Source organism: Roseovarius sp. (assembly GCF_030373445.1).
Lineage (GTDB): Bacteria > Pseudomonadota > Alphaproteobacteria > Rhodobacterales > Rhodobacteraceae > Roseovarius.
In genome coordinates, this window is sequence record NZ_JAUCYU010000011.1 from 95149 (window position 1) to 116548 (window position 21400).

Sequence of the window (21400 nt, forward strand, 5' to 3'; positions counted from 1 at the left end):
TACGGGCCTGCGCCATTGATATAACACTGGGCTCAGGGCAATTCTCCAGGATAATGACGGGCAGGCGCGCGACCAATGAACACCGACGAATACGAGGATACCGCCCGACAGATGGACGCCGACGTCGTGGTCATAGGCGGTGGCGTGGCCGGTTTGAGCGCGGCGACTGCGGCGGCCTGGTCGGGCAAGCGCGTGGTGCTGGTGGAACGTTCGGCCGTGCTGGGCGGCACCGCGCGCCAGGCGAATGGCAGCATCTGGATACCCAACAACCATTTGGCGAAAGCCAAGGGTATCCAGCACGATCTAGATGATGAAATGCGGTTCATCCTGAGCGAATGCTGGCCCGCGTTCTCGGAAGGGTCGGATTATCACGGTGTCGGACAGCACGCCTATACGCGGTTGGAGACCTACCTCGCCTCGGGTGAAAAGGTCATCCGCGACCTCGACCGCTCCGGCGTTCAGAAATTCACGCAACTGGACCAGATCTTCAAGAGCTTCTTCTTTTCCAAGGCCGATTCCAAGGCGATTGCCCGCGACGCCCTCGAACACAAGGACCGGCCCGATGCTCCGCATGACATCCGCCTGGCCGCACGGCAATCCTGGGATTATTGCTGGAACAATCCCTACAACCGGGTGCCTTACGGCAAACATGTCTGGGCCGCGTTCGACCGTCGCATCACCGGCCAGTATTTCCGGACCGGATTGAAGAAGCACGGGCGCCATATCTTCCGGAACTTGCGCTCCCTCGGAAGCTTGTCCTCGGTGGGTGATCAGCTGAAGAAACTGCCCACGAAATTCTGGGGGATGGGCCACGGCCTCATTCTCGTGGAACGTTTCCGCCGCCACCTGGAAGGGGCAGGGGTGCAAATCCTGCTCGAACATGAATGCGTGGCCGTCGAAACCTCGGACGAGCGGGCCGATGCGCTCCTTTTGAAGTCCACCAAGACGTCCGGCACGATACGGTGCAGGGTCAACGACGCGGTCATATTCTCGAACGGGTGCATGTCGCAATTGACGGTCGAACAGGAGGAAGGGCCATACAAGCCGGTCCGGTCCACCTGCGTCGCGCCCACCAGCACAGGCGATACCTTCCGGATCTTCGACGACATGGATGTCTCGCTCGACCGGGCACACAAGCCATTGCTGGCGCAGAGCATCTTTCAACTGGCGCAGCAAGGAAAAGGCCTGTCGAACGAGCCCGTCTTCTTCATTTACGGCGACAGCTTTTTCATCGTCGACCGACACGGGCGCCGGGTTGTGAATGAGAAGCTCAACTACCACGATCGCGCCTCGTGCCAACTGGGCGACCCCGACAGGGAATTCCTGTTTCTCATCGGCGACCGCAGGTTCGTTGACCGCGCATGGGGGTTCGGCATCGGGCTGCCCTTCGACAGGTCACTCGTCCTTGAAGGCGACAGTTTTGCCGAGTTGCAACAGAAAGCCGATGCCCTGTTCGAGAGGGAAGGGGTCGACTTCAGATTGTCGGACGACTTCGCAGAGACGGCGGGCCAAACCCTGGACGTTTTCAACGGCTATGCCGCCAAGGGGCACGATCCGGATTTCGGGCGCGGTGAAAACGCCTATGATGTGCTCGGCTACCCCAGGCCGGACCGCGATCACAGCTCACCCTCCCGAACCATGCAGCCGCTGACCGGCGAACGGCTGTACCTTTGCGTCTATTCCCTTTCGGCGTTTACCACGCACGGCGGCATTTCGTGCGACAAGGACTCCCTGGTCCTGAACCGCGACGGCCAGCCATGGCGGAACCTGTACGCGGTCGGAACCTGTGCAGCCAGTTTCCTGAACGGACACTACCCTGCGCATGGCCTCTCGATCGGGTCCTGCCTCGTACAGGGCTACCTTGCGGGCCTCCACGCGACAGGCAACGAGGAAAGATTGCATCTCGTCGATTGATCCCGCCGGTCGAGCCGCAAGCCTCGCAACATCAAAACGCGAGCAGGATGACGACAATAATCGGGATGATTATGACGGTCGCTATTACCTGTTTCCCGTTAGGATCCATGATCGCCCGATTGCTTGAGATGCGCAGAGTGGGGGCAAGCTACTTTATCCTCCCCGTCATTGCAATGCAGCGGGCCCCATGACGTGGGGACCGTCACCCTCGCGGGTTCAGCCAGCGACCCTACGGCGATAGCCTGACCGACCGCCGCTCTGCCCGGCAATTGTCGAGATGCGACAGCCATCTCAGAGAAGCCTCATTACCGCCTTAATGCCGCAAGATTAGGCCTCCATTAACGCCCGTGAACGCAAGCGGGATGTCGGGCATCGCCCGAGGTTCACGCCCCCCGAACTGGCATGGAGAAGCATAGTGATTACGTTGAATACGGGTCTCGACCTGGTGGTTAAGGCAACTTACACGGACTCGACCGAAGCGCTGTTCGAAAAGGCCAGAAGCTTTGCCGACATGATGGAAGTCTCGCACCCGGTTACCGTCTACGATGGCCTTCCGTCCGAATTGATGCAGCCCGGCAAGACATACGTCACGAACGTCACGGCCTTGGGCTTTGCCAAGTCATACGACTACCATATCCGCATCGACGAGGTCTGCCCCCGCACCATGGTCATAGAAACCAGCGAATGGGGCAAGGGTATCCGCCACTGGCTGCATACGATTGAAATTCTGCCGGGGAACGATGGCTCCGTTTGGACCGACCGGATCAGCATCGATGCCGGCCTGACAACGCCGGTGCTCGCTCTCTTCGCCCGGCATATGTACCGGCACCGGCACAAGGAACGGGGCGCCGTCGAGCTTTCTGCCAGCTTGCAACGCAGTCGCAGCGTGACGTCCCGGTCGCTCCAATCGGCAACCCAACAGAAAGGCGCTGTCCGGTAAGTCCTGCCTGATCATGTCGGGAATGCTCACGATCATCCCGACCTCGTGACCACGGCGCGTTGAAAAGCAACGGCACAGTTTGCGTGCGTGCAGACCGGGCAGGGCGCCGGCAGGCTCCGACGCATGTTCACCCTTCCGAGGCCTGCCCGTCGCGGCCGGTGAAGGATCGGAACCATACGTTCGTGAACGTGTTCGCCAGCATTTCATGCCCATAGCCCAGCTTGTCCGGATAGGCGCTTATCATGCGCAAACATCCGTCAACGGAGGCAATGCAGGACAAGGCTGTCGCCATTCGCTCGTCCGCGGTGGCGGGCCAGGTTCCGATCAACCCTTCGTTCTCGAAGGCGGCGACAATCCGTCTGGCGATCCGGATATTCTGGGCCAGGTCCATCTCGGCAAACTTCGGTAGTTGATCGACCAGTTGAAAATGGCAACGCATCAACCCGGGGTTCTCGAAGTATATGCTGATGTAATAGAGGTGCCCGACACTCAGGCGGGAATACAGCGGCACCTGCTCGACAAAACGCGGGCGCTTTTGCCGTATCGTGGCCATGAAAAGCGTCAAGGTGTCGAATGTCGCGGCTTCGGTGTCTTTCCAGTACCGGTAGAACGTCCCGTTGGCGACCCCGGCTTCCGAACAGATATCGGTGACCCTCAGGTCGTGATACCCGCTCTCAGAGAGAATCTTCGCCGTGGCGATCTCGAGGGTGGCGCGCGTCCTTTCTCCCTTTCGCAAACCGGATGAATTTTTAAGCTTTGACTTCAAGTGGTCTACAAAATTGAAGCCGTTGGCTGATTTTTCATTCACTCCCTCAGTGCTCACTCTCGGTATCCTCCACTTATTCTTGACAAGGGCAAAACCGCGAAGCTCAAATATGAAACTGACGTCACTTTTTGTTTTAACGGGTATGGCCTGTTTGATTCGGTCTGACAATACGCAGGAGAAAGCTTTCAAGTGAAGCACTTCAATCAAATATCGGACTTTTACGAGAGGGCTCTGAACTGCCGGATGCATGGCAGTGTTCACGGCTTGATCGATGATGCCGCCAGCCGCATTCCGGAGGCCAAGGCGTGGCATTTCATCGAGAGCCGCCACGAGATCAGCTACGCGGACCTGTCCCGGGCCACGCGGCAGGTCGCGGCGGGGCTCTCTTTGCTGGGCGTCGGTTCGATGGATCGCGTGGCCGTTCAGCTTCCCAACGTTCCCGAATTTCCCTTGTCCTGGATCGGGATCGGCCGGCTGGGCGCGGTCATGGTTCCGGTCAACTACCGCTATTCGCCGCGGGAAGTGGCCTACGTGATCAACGACAGCGGGGCGAACCTCCTCGTCACCACGGCCGAAATGGCGCGGGCCTTCATGACGAACGCCGAAACGGCCGACCTCATAAGCCCCGACAGGATCATCGTTGTCGACGGCGAGGTTCCCGGCACGAAAGGCTGGGCGGACATTGCCGAGGCCGACCCGGTCGAGTTGCCGGATGTCGACGCGGACGCTCTGCTGAACATACAATATACATCCGGCACGACGGGATTTCCCAAGGGTTGCATGCTGTCACACGACTACTGGCTGGTTCTCAGCGCTGTCGTGGCGGCCCGGCTGAACTTCCAGAAACAGAATGTCCTGGTGGCGCAGCCCTTCTTCTACATGGATCCTCAATGGACACTTGCCATGTCCGTCCGCCTCGGCGGCACGCTTGTCGTCGCCCCGGGGCCCTCGATCTCGCGATTCATGGGGTGGGTTCGGGAATACGACATCGGTTTCTGCAGCTTTCCGGAGCTGCTGGCCAAGGAACCCCCCAGGCCGGACGATGCGGACAACCCGTTGCGCGACGTGGTCATTTACGGTGTGCCGGGTCACATGCACGCCGATGTCGAAAAGCGTTTCGGCATCAGGGCGCGCGACGGCTACGGGATGACCGAGATCGGATCGGCGATCATCTCGCCGTTTGAACTGGAGAACATCATCGGGTCGGGAAGCTGCGGCATTGCCTCGCCCTTCCGGGAACTGTCGATAAGGGACCCGGAGGGAAACGAGGTTCCCGTGGGCCAGGAAGGCGAGCTGTGGGTCCGTGGCCGATCCATCATGCAAGGCTACTGGCAAAGGCCGGACGCCAACGCCCAAAGCTTCGGAGACGGCGGTTGGTTCCGCACGGGCGACCTGTTCTGCCGGGACGAGGCGGGGCTCTTCTACATCACCGGCCGCCTCAAGGACATGATCCGCAGGTCGAGCGAGAACATCGCCGCCCGCGAGGTCGAGGTCGTATCCGTCGGCTTCGCAGGTGTCCGCGAGGCAGCCGCGGTTCCCGTGCCCGATGAAGCCCGCGGCCAGGAGGTGAAGATCTACCTCGTGCCCGAGCAGATGCCCGATGATCGCGACGCCTTCCTCGGGCGATACTTCGAGCACTGCCAACGGGAACTCGCCCCTTTCAAGATCCCGCGTTTCGTGGAGCTTCGCGAAGCTCTTCCCAAGACGGTCTCGGACAAGATCGCGAAACAGGACCTCATCAATTCAACCCCGGATCTGCGTGTCAACTCCTATGACCGCGTCGATCAAACCTGGCGATAGAGTAAGCATGACAGTGAAATATGAACGTGACGGCGCAATCGGAATCTTCACCTTCGACAACCCGCCGGTAAATCCTCTTACGCCATCGATGCACAAGCAATTCTTCCATGCCATGCAGGAGTTTCTTGCGGATGACCAGATCCGTTGCGGAATCCTGACCGGCGCGGGCGACCGCGCCTTCTGCGCCGGCGATGACATCAAGACGCCCTACAAGAAATCCCTGAACCGTCAGGAAGAGCTGGCAGATCACCTTTGGCCGCACCGCAACGAGGGTGAGACGCCGGAGAATTTCACGTGGGCACGCGACCTGGTGATGGTCGAGCGGTACAAGCCGATCATCGGGGCGGTCAACGGCTGGTGCCTGGGGCAGGGCTTCATCTACCTCATGCACCTCACGGACATCCGGATCGCCTCGCCGGATGCCCAGTTCGGCGCGCCGGAGATTAACTACGGTATGGCCGGTGTCGGCGGAAATACCCGCCTTGGCCGGTTTCTTCCGCCCCCGGTTGCAATGTGGATGCTGCTCACCGGCGAGCCCTTGTCCGCCGAAGATGCACTGAAACACAGCCTGATCAACGAGATCGTCGACAAGGAGGATCTCCTGACGCGCGCCCGTCAGATCGCCGCGATGATTGCCGTGCATCCGCCAGAAGCGGTGCGCATAGAAATGGAGGTCTTTTACCGGTCGCTCGATCTTTCCAAGACCGACGCGCTGGCCTTCACCAAGCACATGTACCGAATGCAACGCCTCGGGCTCGCCACCCATGGCGGAGAGAGCATCGGGGATATGAAGTTCGCCTATTCAACAAAATAACCAGAGCAATTCGATTGCCATCACCCCAGCCCGGCTCGACCGGCGAACCAACATGGAGATCAAGATGACCAACTACGAAGGAAAATCACGACGTCATGCAACAGGCGTGCTGCGCGCGGGCCGAAGACTGGGGGTCGGGCTCGTTCTCGCCGGTTCACTTCCTGCCATCGCCGCGGCCCAAAGCTGTCACCCCGACGGGGACCCCATCGAGGGGCAGGTCTACTTCTTTTCGAGCGGCGGGTCATACGGCCGCGCCATCGAAGAGGCGTATTTCGAACCCTTCACCGAGGAATGCGGCGTGGAGGTCGTCCACACCACCGGCACCCGGAATTTCGCCCAGCTCGAGCAATTCGTCGAATCCGGCAACGTCCCCTGGGACATCGCGGCAACCCTGACCGACCAGGAATATCCGCTGGGGGTCGAGAAAGGCCTTTTCCACAAGCTGCCGGACGGCTTCTGGACGGAAATCGAAGACGAGATGTCCGAAGGCGCGATCAGCGAGTACGGCGCGTGGGCCGCACCCTATTCGGACGTGATGGTCTACTCCACGGTCGGTGAGGTCGAAATGGAAGGCTGGGCCGATTTCTGGGATACGGAAACGTTTCCCGGCCCCCGGATGATGCAGAACAGTCCGATGAGTCTGGCGATTGCCCTGCTGGCGGACGGTGTGCCCGCAGACGAACTGTATCCTCTCGATCTCGATCGCGCATTCGCCAAGATGGACGAGCTGAAGCCCAGCATCCGTGCCTTCTGGTCTTCGGCGGAACAGCCCATTCAGGGCACGGCCTCAGGGGAATTCGTCGCCGGTACGACATGGAACGGCCGGGTCATCACGGCGATGAAGGATGGCAAGGATGTCGGAATTTCCTGGGAAGGCGCCTTGTTGCACAGTTCCTGGACCTTCATTCTCGAGGGGGCGCCAAATGCCCGCAACGCCGAAGCGCTGATGTATTTCATGCAACGGCCCGAGCAACAGGCCAAGCTGGCCGAGATCACCGGCTATACCGGTGGCAACGCCAGGGTCGCCGAATTCCTGACGCCCGAAGTGCTCGAAACGCTTCCGACCGCACCCGAGCACGTGGCGCAGGCTTCCGTCGTGGACGGCAAGTGGTGGGCCGAGAATATCTCGGAAGTGCAGGGGCGCTGGGACGCCTGGGTGGTCGCCCAGTGACCCAGGGGGCAGACACCTACGCCTCCAAGAAGGCCGGCCCGTCGATATCGGGCCGGCTCTTCAGGCGGCGCGCGAGCAGTGGACAGGTGAAGGCCCTGCGGTATCTGCTTCTCGCGCCCGCCGTCGTTCTTACTGTCCTGATCGTCTTCGTGCCCCTGCTCATGGCCCTGGGGGAATCGGTCGGGTTCGACGATGGCTGGTCGCTGGAGGCATTCCGGACGGTGCTGACCCAATCGCCCTATCCGATTGTTCTGAAGAACACCTTCGTGATCGCGGGGATCGTCACGTTTTTCGCCCTGCTCCTGGCCGCGCCGGCCGCCGCCTTCATCGCCCGGCAATCCAGCCGAACCTCGGGCGTGTTGCTTGCCCTGATCGTGGCTTCGCTGTGGATCTCGGTCCTGGTCAAGATGTTCGCCTGGCAGGTGGTCCTCGGCAGGCTCGGACCGCTGAACGATCTCCTCCGCTTCATCGGCCTGACCGATGCCCCGATCTCGATGCTCTACACGCGCGGTGCCGTCGTGATCTCAATGGTCCATTTCATGATCCCGCACGCCTGCATTCTGCTCGTGGCGGCGATGCGGCGGGTCGACTGGGAAATCATCATCGCCGCCAGCACCCTCGGGGCAAAAGCCGGGCTGATCTTCCGTGAAGCCTACTGGCCCCAGATCAGGCTCTCCTTCATCATGACGGCCTTGATCGTTTTCGTTCTTTCCAGTGCCTTTTTCGTCGCCCCCGCGCTGCTCGGTGGACCGGGGGAAACAATGATCGGCATGCAGATGAAATCAGATCTTTCCACCCGCTACGACAGCGGTCTTCCCGCCGCCACCGGGATCCTCCTGACCCTCAGCCTCATCCTGGTGTCCGGCATCGCAGTGCTGATGACCGGCGGGTCGTTCCGGAAGGCCACCAGGGAACTTGCCAAATGAAGTCGCGCCACCTGAATATCCTCGGCTGGGTCTATTGCTGCCTGCTCATCGCGTTCCTGCTGTTCCCGATCATCATCATGGTGCCGATCAGCTTCGGAGACACCGATACGCTGCATTTCCCGCCCGAGCGTCTGTCCCTTCGCTGGTACGAAACCGTGCTCGGGGATGATCGCTGGCTCGACTCGGCCAAGCTGTCGCTTTGGATCGCGATCTGGGCAGCAGGACTGGCGACCGTTGCCGGCCTGCTCGTCGGGCTTGTCCACATGCGACTCGGCCGGATCGGGGTGCCGTTGCGCATCGTGCTGATGATGCCGCTGGTGGCCCCGAACGTGGTGATCGCGACGGGCCTGTTCTCGCTTCTGCTGCCGCTCGGCCTGCTTGGCTCTCCGACATCGCTGATCCTGGGGCATGCCTGCCTGGCGGTTCCCCTGACGATGGTCATATTTCTCAACGCCGCGGACTCGCTGGACCCGCTGCTCTGGACGGCGGCGGATTCCCTCGGTGCCAGATGGCCCCGGATACTCCGGGAGATCGTCCTGCCCAATCTCGGCATCAGCATCGTCGCAGCCTTCCTGATTGCCTTCATAACGTCCTGGGACGAAGTCACCCTGGCCATCTTCGTCGGCCCGATCGTGGTGCCGACGCTGCCCAGCCGGATGTTCTCCTTCCTGACCGAGATGATCGACCCGGCCGTCACCGCCATTGCCACGATGCTGATCGGCGTCACCGCCCTGATCGGCCTGCTCATGATCATCCTGAACATCGTGGGCCGAAAGTATTCCGCGGCCAGGCGGCAGGGGGCAGGGCAATGACGGACACCCGGCATGGCACTGCGACCACCGGGATCCCCACGGTGGCGGAATCCGGATTGGCGCATCCGGAGGCTCGGACCGGGCAGGAGCATTTCCATTCACGTCAACCGAGAGGTCGAGCACGAAACATGGGTAAGCAATTCAACATGAAAACCACTCGGCAAGACGCGGCTTCGACCTCCCAGGACAACGCGCCAGCCGGCCAGAATGCACTTGAAATGCGCGCTGTCACCAAGGATTACGGGTCGCTGCGCGTCCTTCATCCGACGGACATGACGGTCGGCGCCCACGAGTTCGTCACGCTGCTGGGGCCGTCGGGCTCCGGCAAATCGACCATTCTCTCGATTGCGGCCGGCATCACCGCCCCGAGCGGGGGACAGGTCATTGCCCGGGGCGTGGACATCACCGATACGGCGGCGAACGCGCGCAACATCGGCATGGTTTTTCAGCGCTACACGCTGTTCCCCAACAAGTCCGTCTTCGACAATGTCGCCTTTCCGCTCAAGGTTCGGGGCATCCCTGCCTCGGAGAAGAAGGACATGGTCACCCATTTCCTGGAACTCGTGGGGCTGGAAAACCAGGCCCATCGCTTCCCGGCCGAGATTTCGGGCGGCCAGGCACAGCGTGTCGCGCTGGCCAGGGCGCTCGTATTCGAACCGGCGCTTCTGCTGATGGATGAACCGCTCGGCGCGCTCGATCGTCGACTGCGTCAGACCCTGCAGGAAGAAATCCGGCGCATTCAGCAGGAAACGAAGGTTCCGACGCTCTACGTGACCCATGATCAGGAAGAGGCGATGTCGCTGTCCGACCGCGTCCTGATCCTGCGGGAGGGCCATGTCGTGGCAGACAAGGGGCCGGTCGAGCTCTATTCCAATCCCCCGACATTGTGGTCGGCCCAGTTCCTTGGCGACGCGAACGCCCGCGCCCTCGAAAAGGTATTCGAGAAAGACGGTCAGACATGGGCCAGAACCACCTGCGGCGTCGAAAGCCCCGTGCGAAAGGCGGTTGAAGGCACCAGGGACGACCTGGTCATGCTGGTCCGGCCCGAGGATTGCGTCGTCGTCGCCGAGGGCGAAACGCCGGCCGAGTGCTCCGGCGACATCCTCCCTGCCACGGTACGGGACGTCACGTTCCTCGGTCCCTTCCGGCAAATGCATATCGAGAGCGACGGTGGATGGACCCTGAAGACCCTGGTCTCCGGTGACATGAATCTCGCGCCGGGCACGCGCGTGTCCTGCGGTTTTCGCCGTGGGCGTCCCGTGCTGGCCGCCGCCGACTGAAGTAACCCTGCCCATAACGGAGTTCCCCCAATGTCCGCAAAAAAACAGCTAAGCCTCGCCCTGTCTCTCGGAAACCTGGGTTATCACAACGCCTGCTGGCGCCACCCTGACGTTCCGGCAGGCGGCAACATGCAGTTCTCTCACCTGGCCGAAGCGGTCCAGCTTGCAGAACAGGGCATGTTCGACATGGTCTTCTTTGCCGACGTCGCCGCCACGCGCGATCTGGACAACCATCTTCTTGCCCGCGAGCGCCTGCACCATATCGTGAAACACGAGCCGCTGACGCTGCTGGCCGCCCTTGGGGCGGTGACCAGGAATGTCGGCCTGGTCGCGACCGCCTCGACCACCTATAACCATCCGTTCGACGTGGCCCGGAAATTCGCCACGATCGACCATATCAGCAAGGGCCGCGCGGGGTGGAACATCGTCACCTCCTTCTCGCCGGACGAGGCGCGGAACTTCGGGTACGACACCCTGCCCGATGCCAAGTACCGCCACGATCGTGCGGTAGAATTCATCGCCGTCGCCAAGAAGATGTGGGACAGCTGGGCGCCAGACGCCTTTCCCCGCGACAAGGCCTCCGGGATCTACATGGATCTCGAAAAGATGAACCTCGCCGAGCACCGCGGCGACAACTTCTCGGTACGCGGCCCGCTGGACGTGGCGCGCCCTCCGCAGGGTTATCCGTTGTTCGTGACGGCGGGCGACAGCCCGAAATCCCAGCAATTCGCCGCGGAATACGCCGATGTTCTCTACGCCGCACAGCCCGATCTCGAAAGCGCACAGGCGTATTATGCCAGCGTCAAGGAACGGGTGCGCAAGCAGGGCCGGGCCGAGGACAGCCTGCGCATCATGCCGGGCGTGATGGCCTTTATCGGCGCGACCGAACAGGAGGCCCGCGACAAGCAGCGCCAGATGCACGACCTGATCGACCCCAAGGCCGGGCTTGGGTACATCCTCCCGATTTTCGGCGACCTTTCGCACCTGCCGCTCGACGAGCCCATCCCGATGGCCGAAATCGAAAAGGGGTCCGACTACGTCGATTTCCAGGAACACAACTCCTCCAAGGCGAAACTGATACGGCGTATCCGCGACGAACGTCTTACGGTCCGGCAGCTCTACGAAGCCATCGCAGAGGGGTACTGGCACCTCGGAATGGCCTGCACGCCGGTCCAGCTTGCGGACATGATGGAAGAGTGGCTCAATTCGAAAGCCGCCGACGGGTTCATCTTCCTGCCTCCCTTCACGCCGGGGGCGATCGAGGATTTCGTGACCATGGTCACGCCCGAGCTGCAGCGGCGCGGCATCCTGCGCAAGGAGTATACCGGGGGCACGCTTCGCGAGAACCTCGGTCTGCCCGTCGTCCCCTGGGCCAAGGCATCGGCCCAAGACGCGCTGGCCCGGGTCTGAGTGATGGCGCAGCCCGACGGCGATCAGGACATGGCGCCCTTGAACGGCATCACGGTGCTTGATCTGGGCCGGTTCATTGCCGGCCCGGCCTGCGGGGCGCTGCTGGCCGACCTGGGGGCGGAAGTCATCCGGATCGACAAGCCCAACGGCAGCGAGGATCGCGAGTTGATGTCCCGCACGCCCGAGCAGGACGGCAAGGCGTACCTCGTCAACAACCGCGGCAAGAAATCCATCGAACTGGACCTGCAAGACCCGTCCGACCGTGCCTTCTTCGATGTCATGCTGGCGCAGAGCGATGTGGTGATCGCGAACTTGCCGCTGACGGCCCTGAACAGGCTGGGCGTGGGATACGAGGCGCTGTGCAAGGTCAAGCCGGACATCGTCCTGGGATGTATCAGCGCATTCGGCAGCGAAGGGCCGCTTGCAGACCGCACCGGGTTCGATGGTGTCGCGCAGGCCGTTTCCGGCGCCATCCACCTGTCGGGCACTCCGGATCGGCCGATGCGGTCTCAAGTGACCTACGTGGACTACGCGACCGCCCAGGCACTGGCGTACGGCGTGGCCTCCGCCCTGTTCCGGCGCGACCGGACCGGAGTGGGCGGTATCGTCGAGGCATCGCTGCTCGCCTCTGCGCTGTCCATGGTGAACGCGACACTTCTGGAAGACATCGAGAACGGCGAAGACCGTGCGCGTACGGGCAACAGAAGCACGGTTGCCGGCCCCTCGGACGTGTTCGAGACCAGCGATGGCCTGATCGTGGTGCAGGTGGTGGGAACGCCGATCTTCAGGCGCTGGACAAGGCTGGTGGGCCGCCCCGACCTTGAAACCGACCCGAGGTTCCTGACCGACTTCGGCCGTGGCCGGGCGGGACGGGAACTGAGCCTGATCACCGCCGAATGGGTCCGCACCCTGACAACGGAAGAGGCCCTGCGCCGGCTTGACGAGGCCCGCGTTCCCTGCGGGCGGGTCCTTTCTCCGCTGCAGATGTGGCAATCCCCGGACATCCAGCAGGGGGGGTACTTCACCGAGGTGACCCATACCGGGCATGGCAGTTACCCCCTGGTCGGCGCCCCCTTGCGGCTGTCGGGATATGACGTCAGGCCCGCCACGCCCGCGCCGGCGTCGAACGCCCACGGCAAAACGCTCCGCGCCCGTTTCCACGCCTCGCATTCCCAAGGGAGCCTTTCATGAGTTACGTACCAAAGACCCCGGACGTGCTTCTCGATGCAGAGGGGCTGAGAACGGTATTCGCCTCGCATGCCTCGGGCGTCGTGGCGATCGGGGCAAGCACGCCCGGCCACAGATCCCTGCTGGTGGCCTCCTCCTTCATGACCGGTATATCGATGGATCCCCCGCTGGCGCTCTTTGCCGTTCAGAAGAACTCCGGCACATGGCCGGCACTGCGGTCTGCCCCCAGTATCGGCATATCGATCTTCGCCAGGAACCAGGGGCAGCTCTGCCGCGAGATGGCCTCCCGCCCGTCCGAGAAGCGCGTGGTCGACGAGGAAGTACGCCAGGTCTCGGACGGGTGCCTGTTCGTCCGAAACAGCTGTGTCTGGATGCAGGGATCGATCTATGCCGAACACGAGGCCGGTGATCATCAGCTCGTCCTGTTTTCCGTTCGCAGTGCCTGGATCGACCCCGAGGCCGAACCCCTGATCTTCCACCGATCCAGGTTCCGTATACTTGCGCCGGATCAGCCCTGACCCCGAAGAAACCACGAAAGTTGACATGTCTACAGCACTCGACGACACGGCCCTGGCCACCCTCTTTCTCACCGCGCGCACGGCAAATGCCTGGGCCGGGAAAGACGTCACCGAAGACCAGATACACCGCCTCTACGACCTCGTCCGCATGGGGCCGACATCTGCCAATTGCTGCCCCGCCCGGTTCCGGTTCCTGAAGTCGGCCGAGGCGCGTGACCGGCTCGCCACCACCATGTCGAGCAGCAATGCCAAGAAGGTCCGCGCTGCGCCGGTTACCGTGATCATCGGGTATGACGAGGCGTTCTACGACAAGCTGCCCGAGCTGTTCCCGCATGTGGATGCACGCCCCTGGTTCACCTCCAGCAAGGAGATGGCCCATGAGACCGCGTTCCGCAACAGCACCCTTCAGGGCGCCTACCTCATTCTCGCGGCGCGGGCGATCGGCCTTGATGCGGGGCCGATGTCCGGCTTCGATGCCGCGATGGTCGACGAGCTTTTCTTCGCCGGAACCACGACCCGCGTGAACTTCGTGGTCAGCCTCGGTTACGCGGATCCATCCGGTACGTATGACCGGCTGCCCAGGCTGGCATTCGAGGATGCGGCAAGAATTCAATAGGGGGGCGCACCACTTCGCCCCCATCCGGCACCCGGCTGCATCAGGCGGCCCGAGCAGAGTGAACGCGCGCCCCTGGCGGGCACCGGATCACCTCCCCGCCGGTTCTGAGACAACGAGACGGCGCCGCGTCTTGACGTAAGGACAGGCCAAGTCGCCACGCCGGCCCGTCCCGGCCGGTCTGCCATTCACAGCGGGCGGCCCGGATCGGAAGGGAACGCCGGAAGCTTGTCGCTCTGGCATTCCCTTCGGGGGGCACCGCGCCGTGAAAGCCGAACGGCTTCAGTCCCCGGCGGCAGACAGCCGCGACAGGTCGTCGTCGGAAAGGTTCAGCTCGGCCGCCCTGGCAAAGCTCTCCACCTGGGCCACGCTCGTGGCGCTGGCGATTGGCGCGGTGACGCCGTCCTGCGCCATGATCCATGCAAGCGATACCTCGGAAGGCTGCACGCCATGCTCCGACGCCACCTCGTCCAGCGCGTCCAGCAGCCGCATGCCGCGTCGGGTCAGGTATTTCTCTACCATCCCGGACCGCTTGCGATCGCTGAGATCGTCCGCGCTGCGGTACTTGCCGGTCAGGAAACCCGCCGCAAGAGAGAAGTAGGTTACCACCCCGATATCGGCGTCCTTGCACAATGCCTGCAACGATCCTTCGAAGGCCCCGCGATCATAGAGGTTGTATTCCGGCTGGATCACCTGGTAGGCGGGCAGCCCTTCGGCCTTCGATACCTCCAAGGATGCCTTCAACTGCGACGCGTCGTAGTTCGACGCGCCGATCGCACGAATCTTGCCGGCTTTCAGAAGCTTTTCGTAAGCGCCGAGCGTTTCGGCATGGCTTACCTCTGCGTCGGGCCAATGCGAAAAGTAGAGGTCAATGGTCTCGACCTGCAACCGCGTCAGCGATTTCTCCACCGCCTTGGTGATCCACGCCTCGGAGAGCCCCTTTTCACCCGGTCCCCCCATGTCAGAGCCGACCTTGGTAAAGAGTGTCACCCTGTCGCGCATCCCCGGCCGCGCGGCGAACCACTTGCCGAGTATGGTCTCGGATTCGCCGCCCACATGCCCGTCGACCCAGGCCGAGTAAACATCTGCAGTGTCGATCGTGTTGAACCCAAGGTCGATGAACGCGTCGAGCACGCGAAAGCTTTCCGCCTCGTCGGTGGTCCATCCGAATACGTTGCCGCCGAAGACGATCGGCGCCGTCTCCAGCCCGGTTGTGCCGATTTTGACCTTGTTCATGGTATTTCCTTTCCTGTCTTTCCGTTCAAGCAATCGCACCGCCACCATCGACGAAGATCGTCGCGCCGCTCATGTAGGGGTTCATCATCAGTGCCAGCGCCTGTGTGGCGATGTTCTCGGGCGTACCGACACGCCCCACGGGCAGCGTCTCGGCGGCGCCGTCAAACATGGCCTGCCGGCTGTCGCCCTTGCTCTCGTCCAGCATCTCGGTCTTGATCAGGCCCGGCGAGATGCAGTTCACGCGTATCGGCGCAAGCTCGAGGGCCAGGCCACGGGCCAGCCCTTCGAGCCCGGCATTGATCGCGCTTTGAATGGCGGCACCGGGCTTGGGCCGCACGGAGAGATAGCCGGATATCAACGTCAGCGAGCCGCCGTCACGGATATTGGCCGCTCGGGCGAGCCGATAGGCGCCCCAGAACTTCGACTGGAAATTCGCATAGGCATCCTCGAGCGGCAATTCGCGCACGGGCGCGACCGAGGTTTTCGCCGCCGAGCAGAAGATATGGTCGAACGCGTTGTCCCCGAAGAACGTCTCCAGCGCGTCCGTGTCGCCGGTATCGAGCACCGCGTATCCGCAGCCGAGGGACTTTGCCGCCCTTTGCAGCCTATCCTCGGATCGGGAAGCGATCGTGACGGTCGCACCGGCATCCAGCGCCGCCCGGGCCACGCCGAACCCGATCCCCGACGAGCCGCCGACCACGAGAATGTTTGCGTTGGCAATCGTCATCTTAACTCTCCTTCGGGATCCAGCGACGCGCCGTGGCGTCCGGGAAATAGGTCATCTCGGAGGGCAGGGCCTGGATTTCGATCAACAGCCCCCACGGCGTGCGGCCAAAGACGCCGCGATTGCCCGGCCCGTCCTCGGGCGCCCCAAGCGCGTAGGGTTCGGACAACAGCGTGCCACCGGCGGCAGAGAACCGCGCGATCGTCGCGTCCAGGTCGCTCGTGTTCACGCTGAAATGCGAGATTCCGTAGTTCGCGATGTTCGCCACCGGGTCGCCCGCCGGGTGCGCGATCTCGAAAAGCTCCACGTTCGGACCGTTGCGCAGCCGCAGAACACTGACTTTCACCATCGCGGTCCCGGCCCGCAATCCGTTGAGCTTGCCGATGTCCTCTGCCGGGAAGGGCCCGCCATGGGTGTCAGTCTGAGAATACATCGGTTCGGCGTCGAATGCGGCCTTGAAGAAGGCGACGGCGGCGTCGTGGTCGGGAACGGTGACGCCGACATGCTCGATTCCGCGAATGGTCATGGTATGACTTTCCTTTCCTTGAATTCGTCGATCAGGCGCAGGAACATCTCCTCGCTGTCCACCGTCCGGGTGAAACCGGCCTGCCGGATCCGGGTGGTGGACGTGATCACGTCCCAGTCAGAGTGGAAAATGAAATCGCCGAAATCCCATGCGGCGATCTTGTCGAACGGGACGTCCACAAGCCCGTATCGTTTCTTGATCTTCTCCCAAAGCGGCGCCTTGTCCGCCATCATTTCGCTCAGGGAGATCGGCATCGGTTCGCCCGGGTTCATGTCAAGATGGGCGGCAATCCGTTTCCAGAGGCGTGACCAGCGGAATATGTCCCCATTGGTCAGGTTATAGGCCCGGCCGCCCTTGCCCTGTTCCGCCGCCCAGACCGACCCGTGCGCAAGCTGCGCCGTATCTGTCACCTGCGCAAGCTTCCCGTAACACGTCGCCGTGCCGGGGAAGCGAAGCGGCAGGTCGAGCTCCTTGCAGATCGCCGCATAGACGGCAATCACCATGGCAAGGTTCATCGGGTTCCCGATCGCGAATCCGCACACCACGTCCGGGCGCAGGTAAACCGCATCCCACGCCTTTCCCCGCGCGGCCTGGGCCAGCCAATCCTCCTGGTCGTAGTAGAACATCGGTGGCATGACGCGTGGATCGTCTTCACAGGCGGGCGTCGGGAAGGCGCCAAGATGCGCTCCGTAGTACTTTGCGCCTTCGTAAAGCACGACACGCTGGAGGCCGGAAGACGCTGCCTCCGCCCCCGTGACGCAATTGCGAAGCATGGCCAGGTTGGTCTCCACCTGCTGCACGGGGTCATCGTGTTCCTGGTAGGCCGCGTAGAACACATGCGTGAACGGGCCGGCGCGCTCCAGCTCGCCGCGCGTCGTTTCGGCATCCAGAAGGTCGACCGAAAGATAGCGGGCGCGGGTGTCGAAATCCGGGGCGCGGCGCGACAAGGCGGTCACCTGCCAGCCGAGCGTGTCGGCCAGGTATGTTGCCACGTTGCGCCCGATTACGCCGAGCCCGCCCGCCACGAGGGCATGGGGCGGTTGTTTCGTGTCCGTCATCTGTCTGAACCTCGCTCTTGCATCTCGCCATAGAGATAACTTTTTTCTGAGAATTTAAATTGATACGATATTGCAAAAACTATTCGACTGGATTGAAAAATGGATACGCTGAAGTCAATGCGCATGTTCGCCGCGATTGCCGAAAACGGGTCGTTGTCGGCGGTTGCGCGCGATTGGGGCGTCGCACCCTCGACCATCAGTTACGGCCTTCACGCACTCGAGGATCGACTGGGAGCCCAACTTGTCTTTCGAACAACGCGCAGGCTTTCCCTCACGGACGAGGGGCAACGGTTCCTGATCGAAAGCCGCCGCATCCTCGCCGACGTCGACGAGGTCATGACAGGGCTTTCGGACAGGGAGGGGATCAAGGGCAACATCCGCATCACCTGCACCAACGACCTCGGGCGCCAGCGTATTGCCCCGCTGGTCGACCTCTTCATGCGCGAACATCCGAATGTGACCGTCGAGCTTTTCCTGCACGATCGGGTGATCGACCTGATCGACGGCGGCTTCGATCTCGCGATCCGCACCGGGCCCCTGCAGGCGTCGGAACTGAAAGCGCGGCTCCTGTTGAGAGGCACCAAGAGCATATGTGCCTCTCCCGGCTACTGGGCGCGTCAGGGCAAACCGACCCATCCCGACGATCTCGCGCGGCATAACTGCCTGATGCTCAGCGAACCGGGGGAACGCCATGCGCTTTGGCGATTCCGGCGCGGCGAAGAGGAGATCCGGGTCCGTGTGAGCGGCGACAGGCAGGTGAACGACGGCGAGGCGCTTCGTCAATGGGCGATCGCGGGGGCGGGCGTGGTCCAGAAATCCAGCTTCGATATCGCCGGGGATATCCGCAACGGCCTGTTGGAAACCGCGCTCGAGGATTTCACGACCGCGGCGACCAACCTTTACGCCGTCGCGCCATCGCGTCAGCACAGTTCGACACGGGCCACGGCCTTCGTCGATTTCCTGCTTGAGCGGATGAGCCAGGCGGACAGAAGCTAGTTTCCTCCGGCCTCAACCTGTCAAAAGCTCGGGGTCCGGGTTGGCGGCGCGGCATCCACTCAACCGCGATTGCCGACCCGCACCGCGGCCATCCTCTTGCCCAAGGTTCTCGATATCGCGCGGAAAGGCGGGGAACCTGACGCGCATCGCCACCGCGAGACGAGCGGCGCAGTCAAGTCTTCCGTGGTCAGGCAGGGCAGGGGGCGGTTGGCCCGGCCGCCCGCTCACCGCTGTGACACTGCCGTGGCGCGGGCCATGGCGGCTGCCCCGGATTGAAAGCGCTCGACCGCGCCCTGGTCCATCATCTCGAGAATGCGTGCCTTGGGCCCCACCGTTGCCAGCGCGAAGCGCACCGTGTCGTCCTTGAAAAGGACAGGAACCGCGAAAGCGGCCAGTCCCTCTTCCACTTCGTCGATACAGGTCGCGAAGCCCTGGCGGCGCACGCTCTCGAATTCCTCGCGCACCTGTTCGGCGTCCGTGTGCGTGAATCGGGTCAGCGCGGGAAGGTCGCCTTGCAGAATGCCGTCTATGACCTCGGGCGGCTGGTGCGCCATGATGGCCTTGGCCGACGCGTTGGCATGGGCCATCATCGAACGGCCGGGCAGGACGTAGCCTCGCCACGGGCTGCCCGGTGATTCCATGAGAACCGAACGCACGGTTTCGCCGTCCAGGTACGCCACGTAACAGGTCTCGTCGAATTCGCGGCACAGCGTCCGAAGCATCTCGCCGGCGACCGTCTCGATCAACTCGGTTCCGGCCATCAGGACCGCAAGACGCCGCGCCCGGCTGCCCAGCGTGTACCGGGTGCTTCCGTCCGCGCGATCGACCAGCCCGGCCCCCTGCATCACCGCCAGCTGCCGGTGCAGGCTTGCTTTCGGCAGCCCGGCAAGAACGGCCAGGTCCTGAAGCGCAAGACCATCCGACCGCCCGGCCAGCAGCTCGAGCAGCATGAAGTACCGGTCGACCGGCGGGGTTCTGGCCTTGTCCTGGGGCATCTTCGTTCTCCGATATCCGACCGGTAACCACCCGATCCAGTCCATTCGTTCACACTGCACAAAACCCGTGCAGTTTGCAGGGCCTTTAAGAATTTTCGGCCCCGCCGCCGGTTTCAGCTTGACGACGCCCCTTCATGGCAAATTATAAAGGTTCAGTAAAGTTGAAAAAGTTCCGGAAAACGGAACATTTCGAAAAATGGGAAATTCCCGAAAAGGAGCGTCTTTCCTTGACGTCGTCACAGACAGCCTTCCTGCAAGCACGCGGCCTGACCCGCGAATTTCGCGGCTTCTACGCCGTGAAGGATCTCGATCTCGATATCCGGGCGGGCCAGGTCCATGCGCTGATCGGACCGAACGGCGCCGGCAAGACGACGGTCTTCAACCTGCTCACACGTGTCCTGGACTGCACTGAGGGCCAGATCCGCTTCGACGGGGAAGACATCACCCGGATGGCGACCCATCGTGTCGCAAGGCTGGGCCTTGTCCGCTCCTTCCAGATCTCCTCGGTCTTTCCCGCGCTCAGCGTTCTGGAAAACATCCGCGTCGCGCTGCAGCGGCCCAACGGGCTGGGCATGACGTGGTGGCGGTCCCGGTCGGCCCTCGACCGGCTCGACGAACGGGCCCATGCACTGTTGCTCGACGTGCAGCTTGGCGACTTCGCCCACAGCCGCGCCGGTGACCTGCCCTATGGCCGCAAGCGCGCACTGGAGATCGCGACGACCCTCGCGCTCGAACCCCGCATGCTGCTGCTCGACGAGCCGATGGCGGGCATGGGCACCGAGGATGTCGTCCACGTCACGGAACTGGTCCGCAGGGTCGCCAGAAGCCGGACCGTGCTGATGGTCGAACACAACCTCAAGGCCGTGGCCGAACTCAGTGACCGGATCACCGTTCTGGCCCGCGGCGAGAAACTGGCAGAGGGCACATATGACGAGATCCGCGCAGATGCCGAAGTCCGCCGTGCCTACCTGGGGGGAACGGCCCATGCCTGATCCCGTCCTCTCCGTCACCGACCTGCACGCCTGGTATGGCGAAAGCCACGTCCTGCACGGCGTCACCCTCGACCTGAAGGAGGGCGAAACGCTGGCCATCCTCGGCCGCAACGGGGCGGGCAAGACCTCGACCCTGCGCGCCATCATGGGCGTCATCCCCCGGCGCAGCGGATCGGTAAAGATCCACGGCAGGGAAACCATCCGCCAGAAATCCCACGCCATCGCCCGCCTCGGGCTCGCCTACGTCCCCGAGGAACGCGGCATCTTCGCCTCGCTGACAGCACAGGAAAACCTGCTCCTGCCCCCGGTCATCTCTCCTGGCGGGCTTGCCATCGAGGAAATCTACGAGCTTTTCCCGAACCTCGCGGAACGGCGCAACAGCCCCGGAACACGCCTGTCCGGCGGCGAACAGCAGATGCTGGCCATCGCCCGGGTGCTCCGGGCCGGCGGGCGCACGATCTTCCTGGACGAGCCGACCGAGGGGCTGGCCCCGGTCATCGTCGAGCGCATCGCCGAGGTCGTGGCGATGCTCAAGACCCGTGGCTACTCGATGCTCCTGGTCGAACAGAACCTCGCCTTCGCCCAGGCGGTCGCCGACCGCACCTGCGTCATGGAGCACGGGCACATCATCGAAACCTTCACCGCGGCCGATGCGGACAGCCACGCCGCCAGCCTGCAAAACCACCTCGGCGTCTGATCGCCGCCTCACCAGGGAAAGACC

21 protein-coding genes are annotated in these 21400 nt (G+C 62.8%); 15 read left to right on the forward strand and 6 right to left on the reverse strand.

All coding sequences use genetic code 11. From position 1 onward, the window contains the following. The first annotated feature begins 75 nt into the window (after window positions 1-75). Window positions 76-1914 (forward strand): FAD-dependent oxidoreductase, encoded by a 1839-nt coding sequence (locus tag QUV18_RS18470; RefSeq protein ID WP_300895569.1) that lies wholly within the window; start codon window positions 76-78, stop codon window positions 1912-1914. Window positions 1915-2329: 415 nt separating this feature from the next. Beyond that, window positions 2330-2854 (forward strand): hypothetical protein, encoded by a 525-nt coding sequence (locus tag QUV18_RS18475; protein ID WP_300895570.1) that lies wholly within the window; start codon window positions 2330-2332, stop codon window positions 2852-2854. Between the two features lie 127 nt (window positions 2855-2981). Here the strand turns inward: QUV18_RS18475 and QUV18_RS18480 are convergent, their stop codons facing one another. After that, complete coding sequence (locus QUV18_RS18480) at window positions 2982-3677, reverse strand: TetR/AcrR family transcriptional regulator (protein ID WP_300895571.1); 696 nt, start codon at window positions 3675-3677, stop codon at window positions 2982-2984. Between the two features lie 207 nt (window positions 3678-3884). Here QUV18_RS18480 and QUV18_RS18485 point away from each other — a divergent pair, with 207 nt between their 5' ends. From QUV18_RS18485 to QUV18_RS18530, 10 genes are all read left to right on the forward strand, one after another. Continuing rightward, window positions 3885-5420: an AMP-binding protein gene (locus QUV18_RS18485; protein ID WP_300895572.1), complete on the forward strand. Its 1536-nt coding sequence runs from the start codon at window positions 3885-3887 to the stop codon at window positions 5418-5420. Next, the gene (locus QUV18_RS18490) at window positions 5392-6234 is read left to right on the forward strand and encodes an enoyl-CoA hydratase/isomerase family protein (RefSeq protein WP_300895573.1); all 843 of its coding nucleotides are present in this window, start codon (window positions 5392-5394) and stop codon (window positions 6232-6234) included. The genes QUV18_RS18485 and QUV18_RS18490 overlap by 29 nt, the downstream gene beginning before the upstream one ends. Before the next feature lie 64 nt (window positions 6235-6298). Beyond that, complete coding sequence (locus QUV18_RS18495; protein WP_300895574.1) at window positions 6299-7405, forward strand: extracellular solute-binding protein; 1107 nt, start codon at window positions 6299-6301, stop codon at window positions 7403-7405. After that, window positions 7345-8331: an ABC transporter permease gene (locus QUV18_RS18500; RefSeq protein ID WP_300895575.1), complete on the forward strand. Its 987-nt coding sequence runs from the start codon at window positions 7345-7347 to the stop codon at window positions 8329-8331. The genes QUV18_RS18495 and QUV18_RS18500 overlap by 61 nt, the downstream gene beginning before the upstream one ends. Continuing rightward, window positions 8328-9143 carry an ABC transporter permease gene (locus QUV18_RS18505; protein WP_300895576.1) on the forward strand — a complete coding sequence of 272 codons (816 nt, stop codon included), beginning with the start codon at window positions 8328-8330 and terminating at the stop codon, window positions 9141-9143. The genes QUV18_RS18500 and QUV18_RS18505 overlap by 4 nt, the downstream gene beginning before the upstream one ends. Further along, window positions 9140-10423, forward strand: a complete 1284-nt coding sequence (locus QUV18_RS18510) for an ABC transporter ATP-binding protein (protein ID WP_300895577.1) — start codon at window positions 9140-9142, stop codon at window positions 10421-10423. The genes QUV18_RS18505 and QUV18_RS18510 overlap by 4 nt, the downstream gene beginning before the upstream one ends. Before the next feature lie 30 nt (window positions 10424-10453). Beyond that, window positions 10454-11833 carry an LLM class flavin-dependent oxidoreductase gene (locus QUV18_RS18515; protein ID WP_300895578.1) on the forward strand — a complete coding sequence of 460 codons (1380 nt, stop codon included), beginning with the start codon at window positions 10454-10456 and terminating at the stop codon, window positions 11831-11833. A 3-nt stretch (window positions 11834-11836) separates the two neighbouring features. Further along, entirely contained in the window at window positions 11837-13024 is a 1188-nt protein-coding gene (locus QUV18_RS18520) for a CoA transferase (protein ID WP_300895579.1), read from the forward strand. Next, window positions 13021-13539 (forward strand): flavin reductase family protein, encoded by a 519-nt coding sequence (locus QUV18_RS18525; RefSeq protein WP_300895580.1) that lies wholly within the window; start codon window positions 13021-13023, stop codon window positions 13537-13539. Before QUV18_RS18520 ends, QUV18_RS18525 begins: the two co-directional genes overlap by 4 nt. A gap of 25 nt (window positions 13540-13564) precedes the next feature. Further along, the gene (locus tag QUV18_RS18530; RefSeq protein ID WP_300895581.1) at window positions 13565-14155 is read left to right on the forward strand and encodes a malonic semialdehyde reductase; all 591 of its coding nucleotides are present in this window, start codon (window positions 13565-13567) and stop codon (window positions 14153-14155) included. Window positions 14156-14434: 279 nt separating this feature from the next. Here QUV18_RS18530 and QUV18_RS18535 read toward each other — a convergent pair whose 3' ends face one another. Genes QUV18_RS18535 through QUV18_RS18550 form a run of 4 tightly spaced genes read right to left on the reverse strand, consistent with a single transcriptional unit; the run spans window position 14435 to window position 17696 of the window. After that, window positions 14435-15388: an aldo/keto reductase gene (locus QUV18_RS18535; protein WP_300895582.1), complete on the reverse strand. Its 954-nt coding sequence runs from the start codon at window positions 15386-15388 to the stop codon at window positions 14435-14437. A gap of 25 nt (window positions 15389-15413) precedes the next feature. After that, window positions 15414-16115, reverse strand: a complete 702-nt coding sequence (locus QUV18_RS18540) for an SDR family oxidoreductase (protein ID WP_300895583.1) — start codon at window positions 16113-16115, stop codon at window positions 15414-15416. A gap of 1 nt (window position 16116) precedes the next feature. Next, window positions 16117-16638 carry a VOC family protein gene (locus QUV18_RS18545; RefSeq protein ID WP_300895584.1) on the reverse strand — a complete coding sequence of 174 codons (522 nt, stop codon included), beginning with the start codon at window positions 16636-16638 and terminating at the stop codon, window positions 16117-16119. Next, window positions 16635-17696 (reverse strand): SDR family oxidoreductase, encoded by a 1062-nt coding sequence (locus QUV18_RS18550; RefSeq protein ID WP_300895585.1) that lies wholly within the window; start codon window positions 17694-17696, stop codon window positions 16635-16637. Before QUV18_RS18550 ends, QUV18_RS18545 begins: the two co-directional genes overlap by 4 nt. Window positions 17697-17795: 99 nt before the next feature. Here QUV18_RS18550 and QUV18_RS18555 point away from each other — a divergent pair, with 99 nt between their 5' ends. Beyond that, window positions 17796-18692, forward strand: a complete 897-nt coding sequence (locus QUV18_RS18555; RefSeq protein ID WP_300895586.1) for a LysR family transcriptional regulator — start codon at window positions 17796-17798, stop codon at window positions 18690-18692. Window positions 18693-18916: 224 nt separating this feature from the next. Here QUV18_RS18555 and QUV18_RS18560 read toward each other — a convergent pair whose 3' ends face one another. Next, a complete protein-coding gene (locus QUV18_RS18560) occupies window positions 18917-19687 on the reverse strand; it encodes an IclR family transcriptional regulator (protein WP_300895587.1) in 771 nt (256 codons plus the stop codon). Window positions 19688-19914: 227 nt separating this feature from the next. Between QUV18_RS18560 and QUV18_RS18565 the strand changes: the two genes are divergently transcribed. Together QUV18_RS18565 and QUV18_RS18570 are read left to right on the forward strand one after the other, a co-directional pair. After that, on the forward strand, window positions 19915-20679 hold the full coding sequence (locus tag QUV18_RS18565) for an ABC transporter ATP-binding protein (RefSeq protein ID WP_300895588.1): 765 nt from the start codon (window positions 19915-19917) through the stop codon (window positions 20677-20679). Continuing rightward, window positions 20672-21376: an ABC transporter ATP-binding protein gene (locus tag QUV18_RS18570; protein WP_300895589.1), complete on the forward strand. Its 705-nt coding sequence runs from the start codon at window positions 20672-20674 to the stop codon at window positions 21374-21376. The genes QUV18_RS18565 and QUV18_RS18570 overlap by 8 nt, the downstream gene beginning before the upstream one ends. Window positions 21377-21400: the final 24 nt, after the last annotated feature.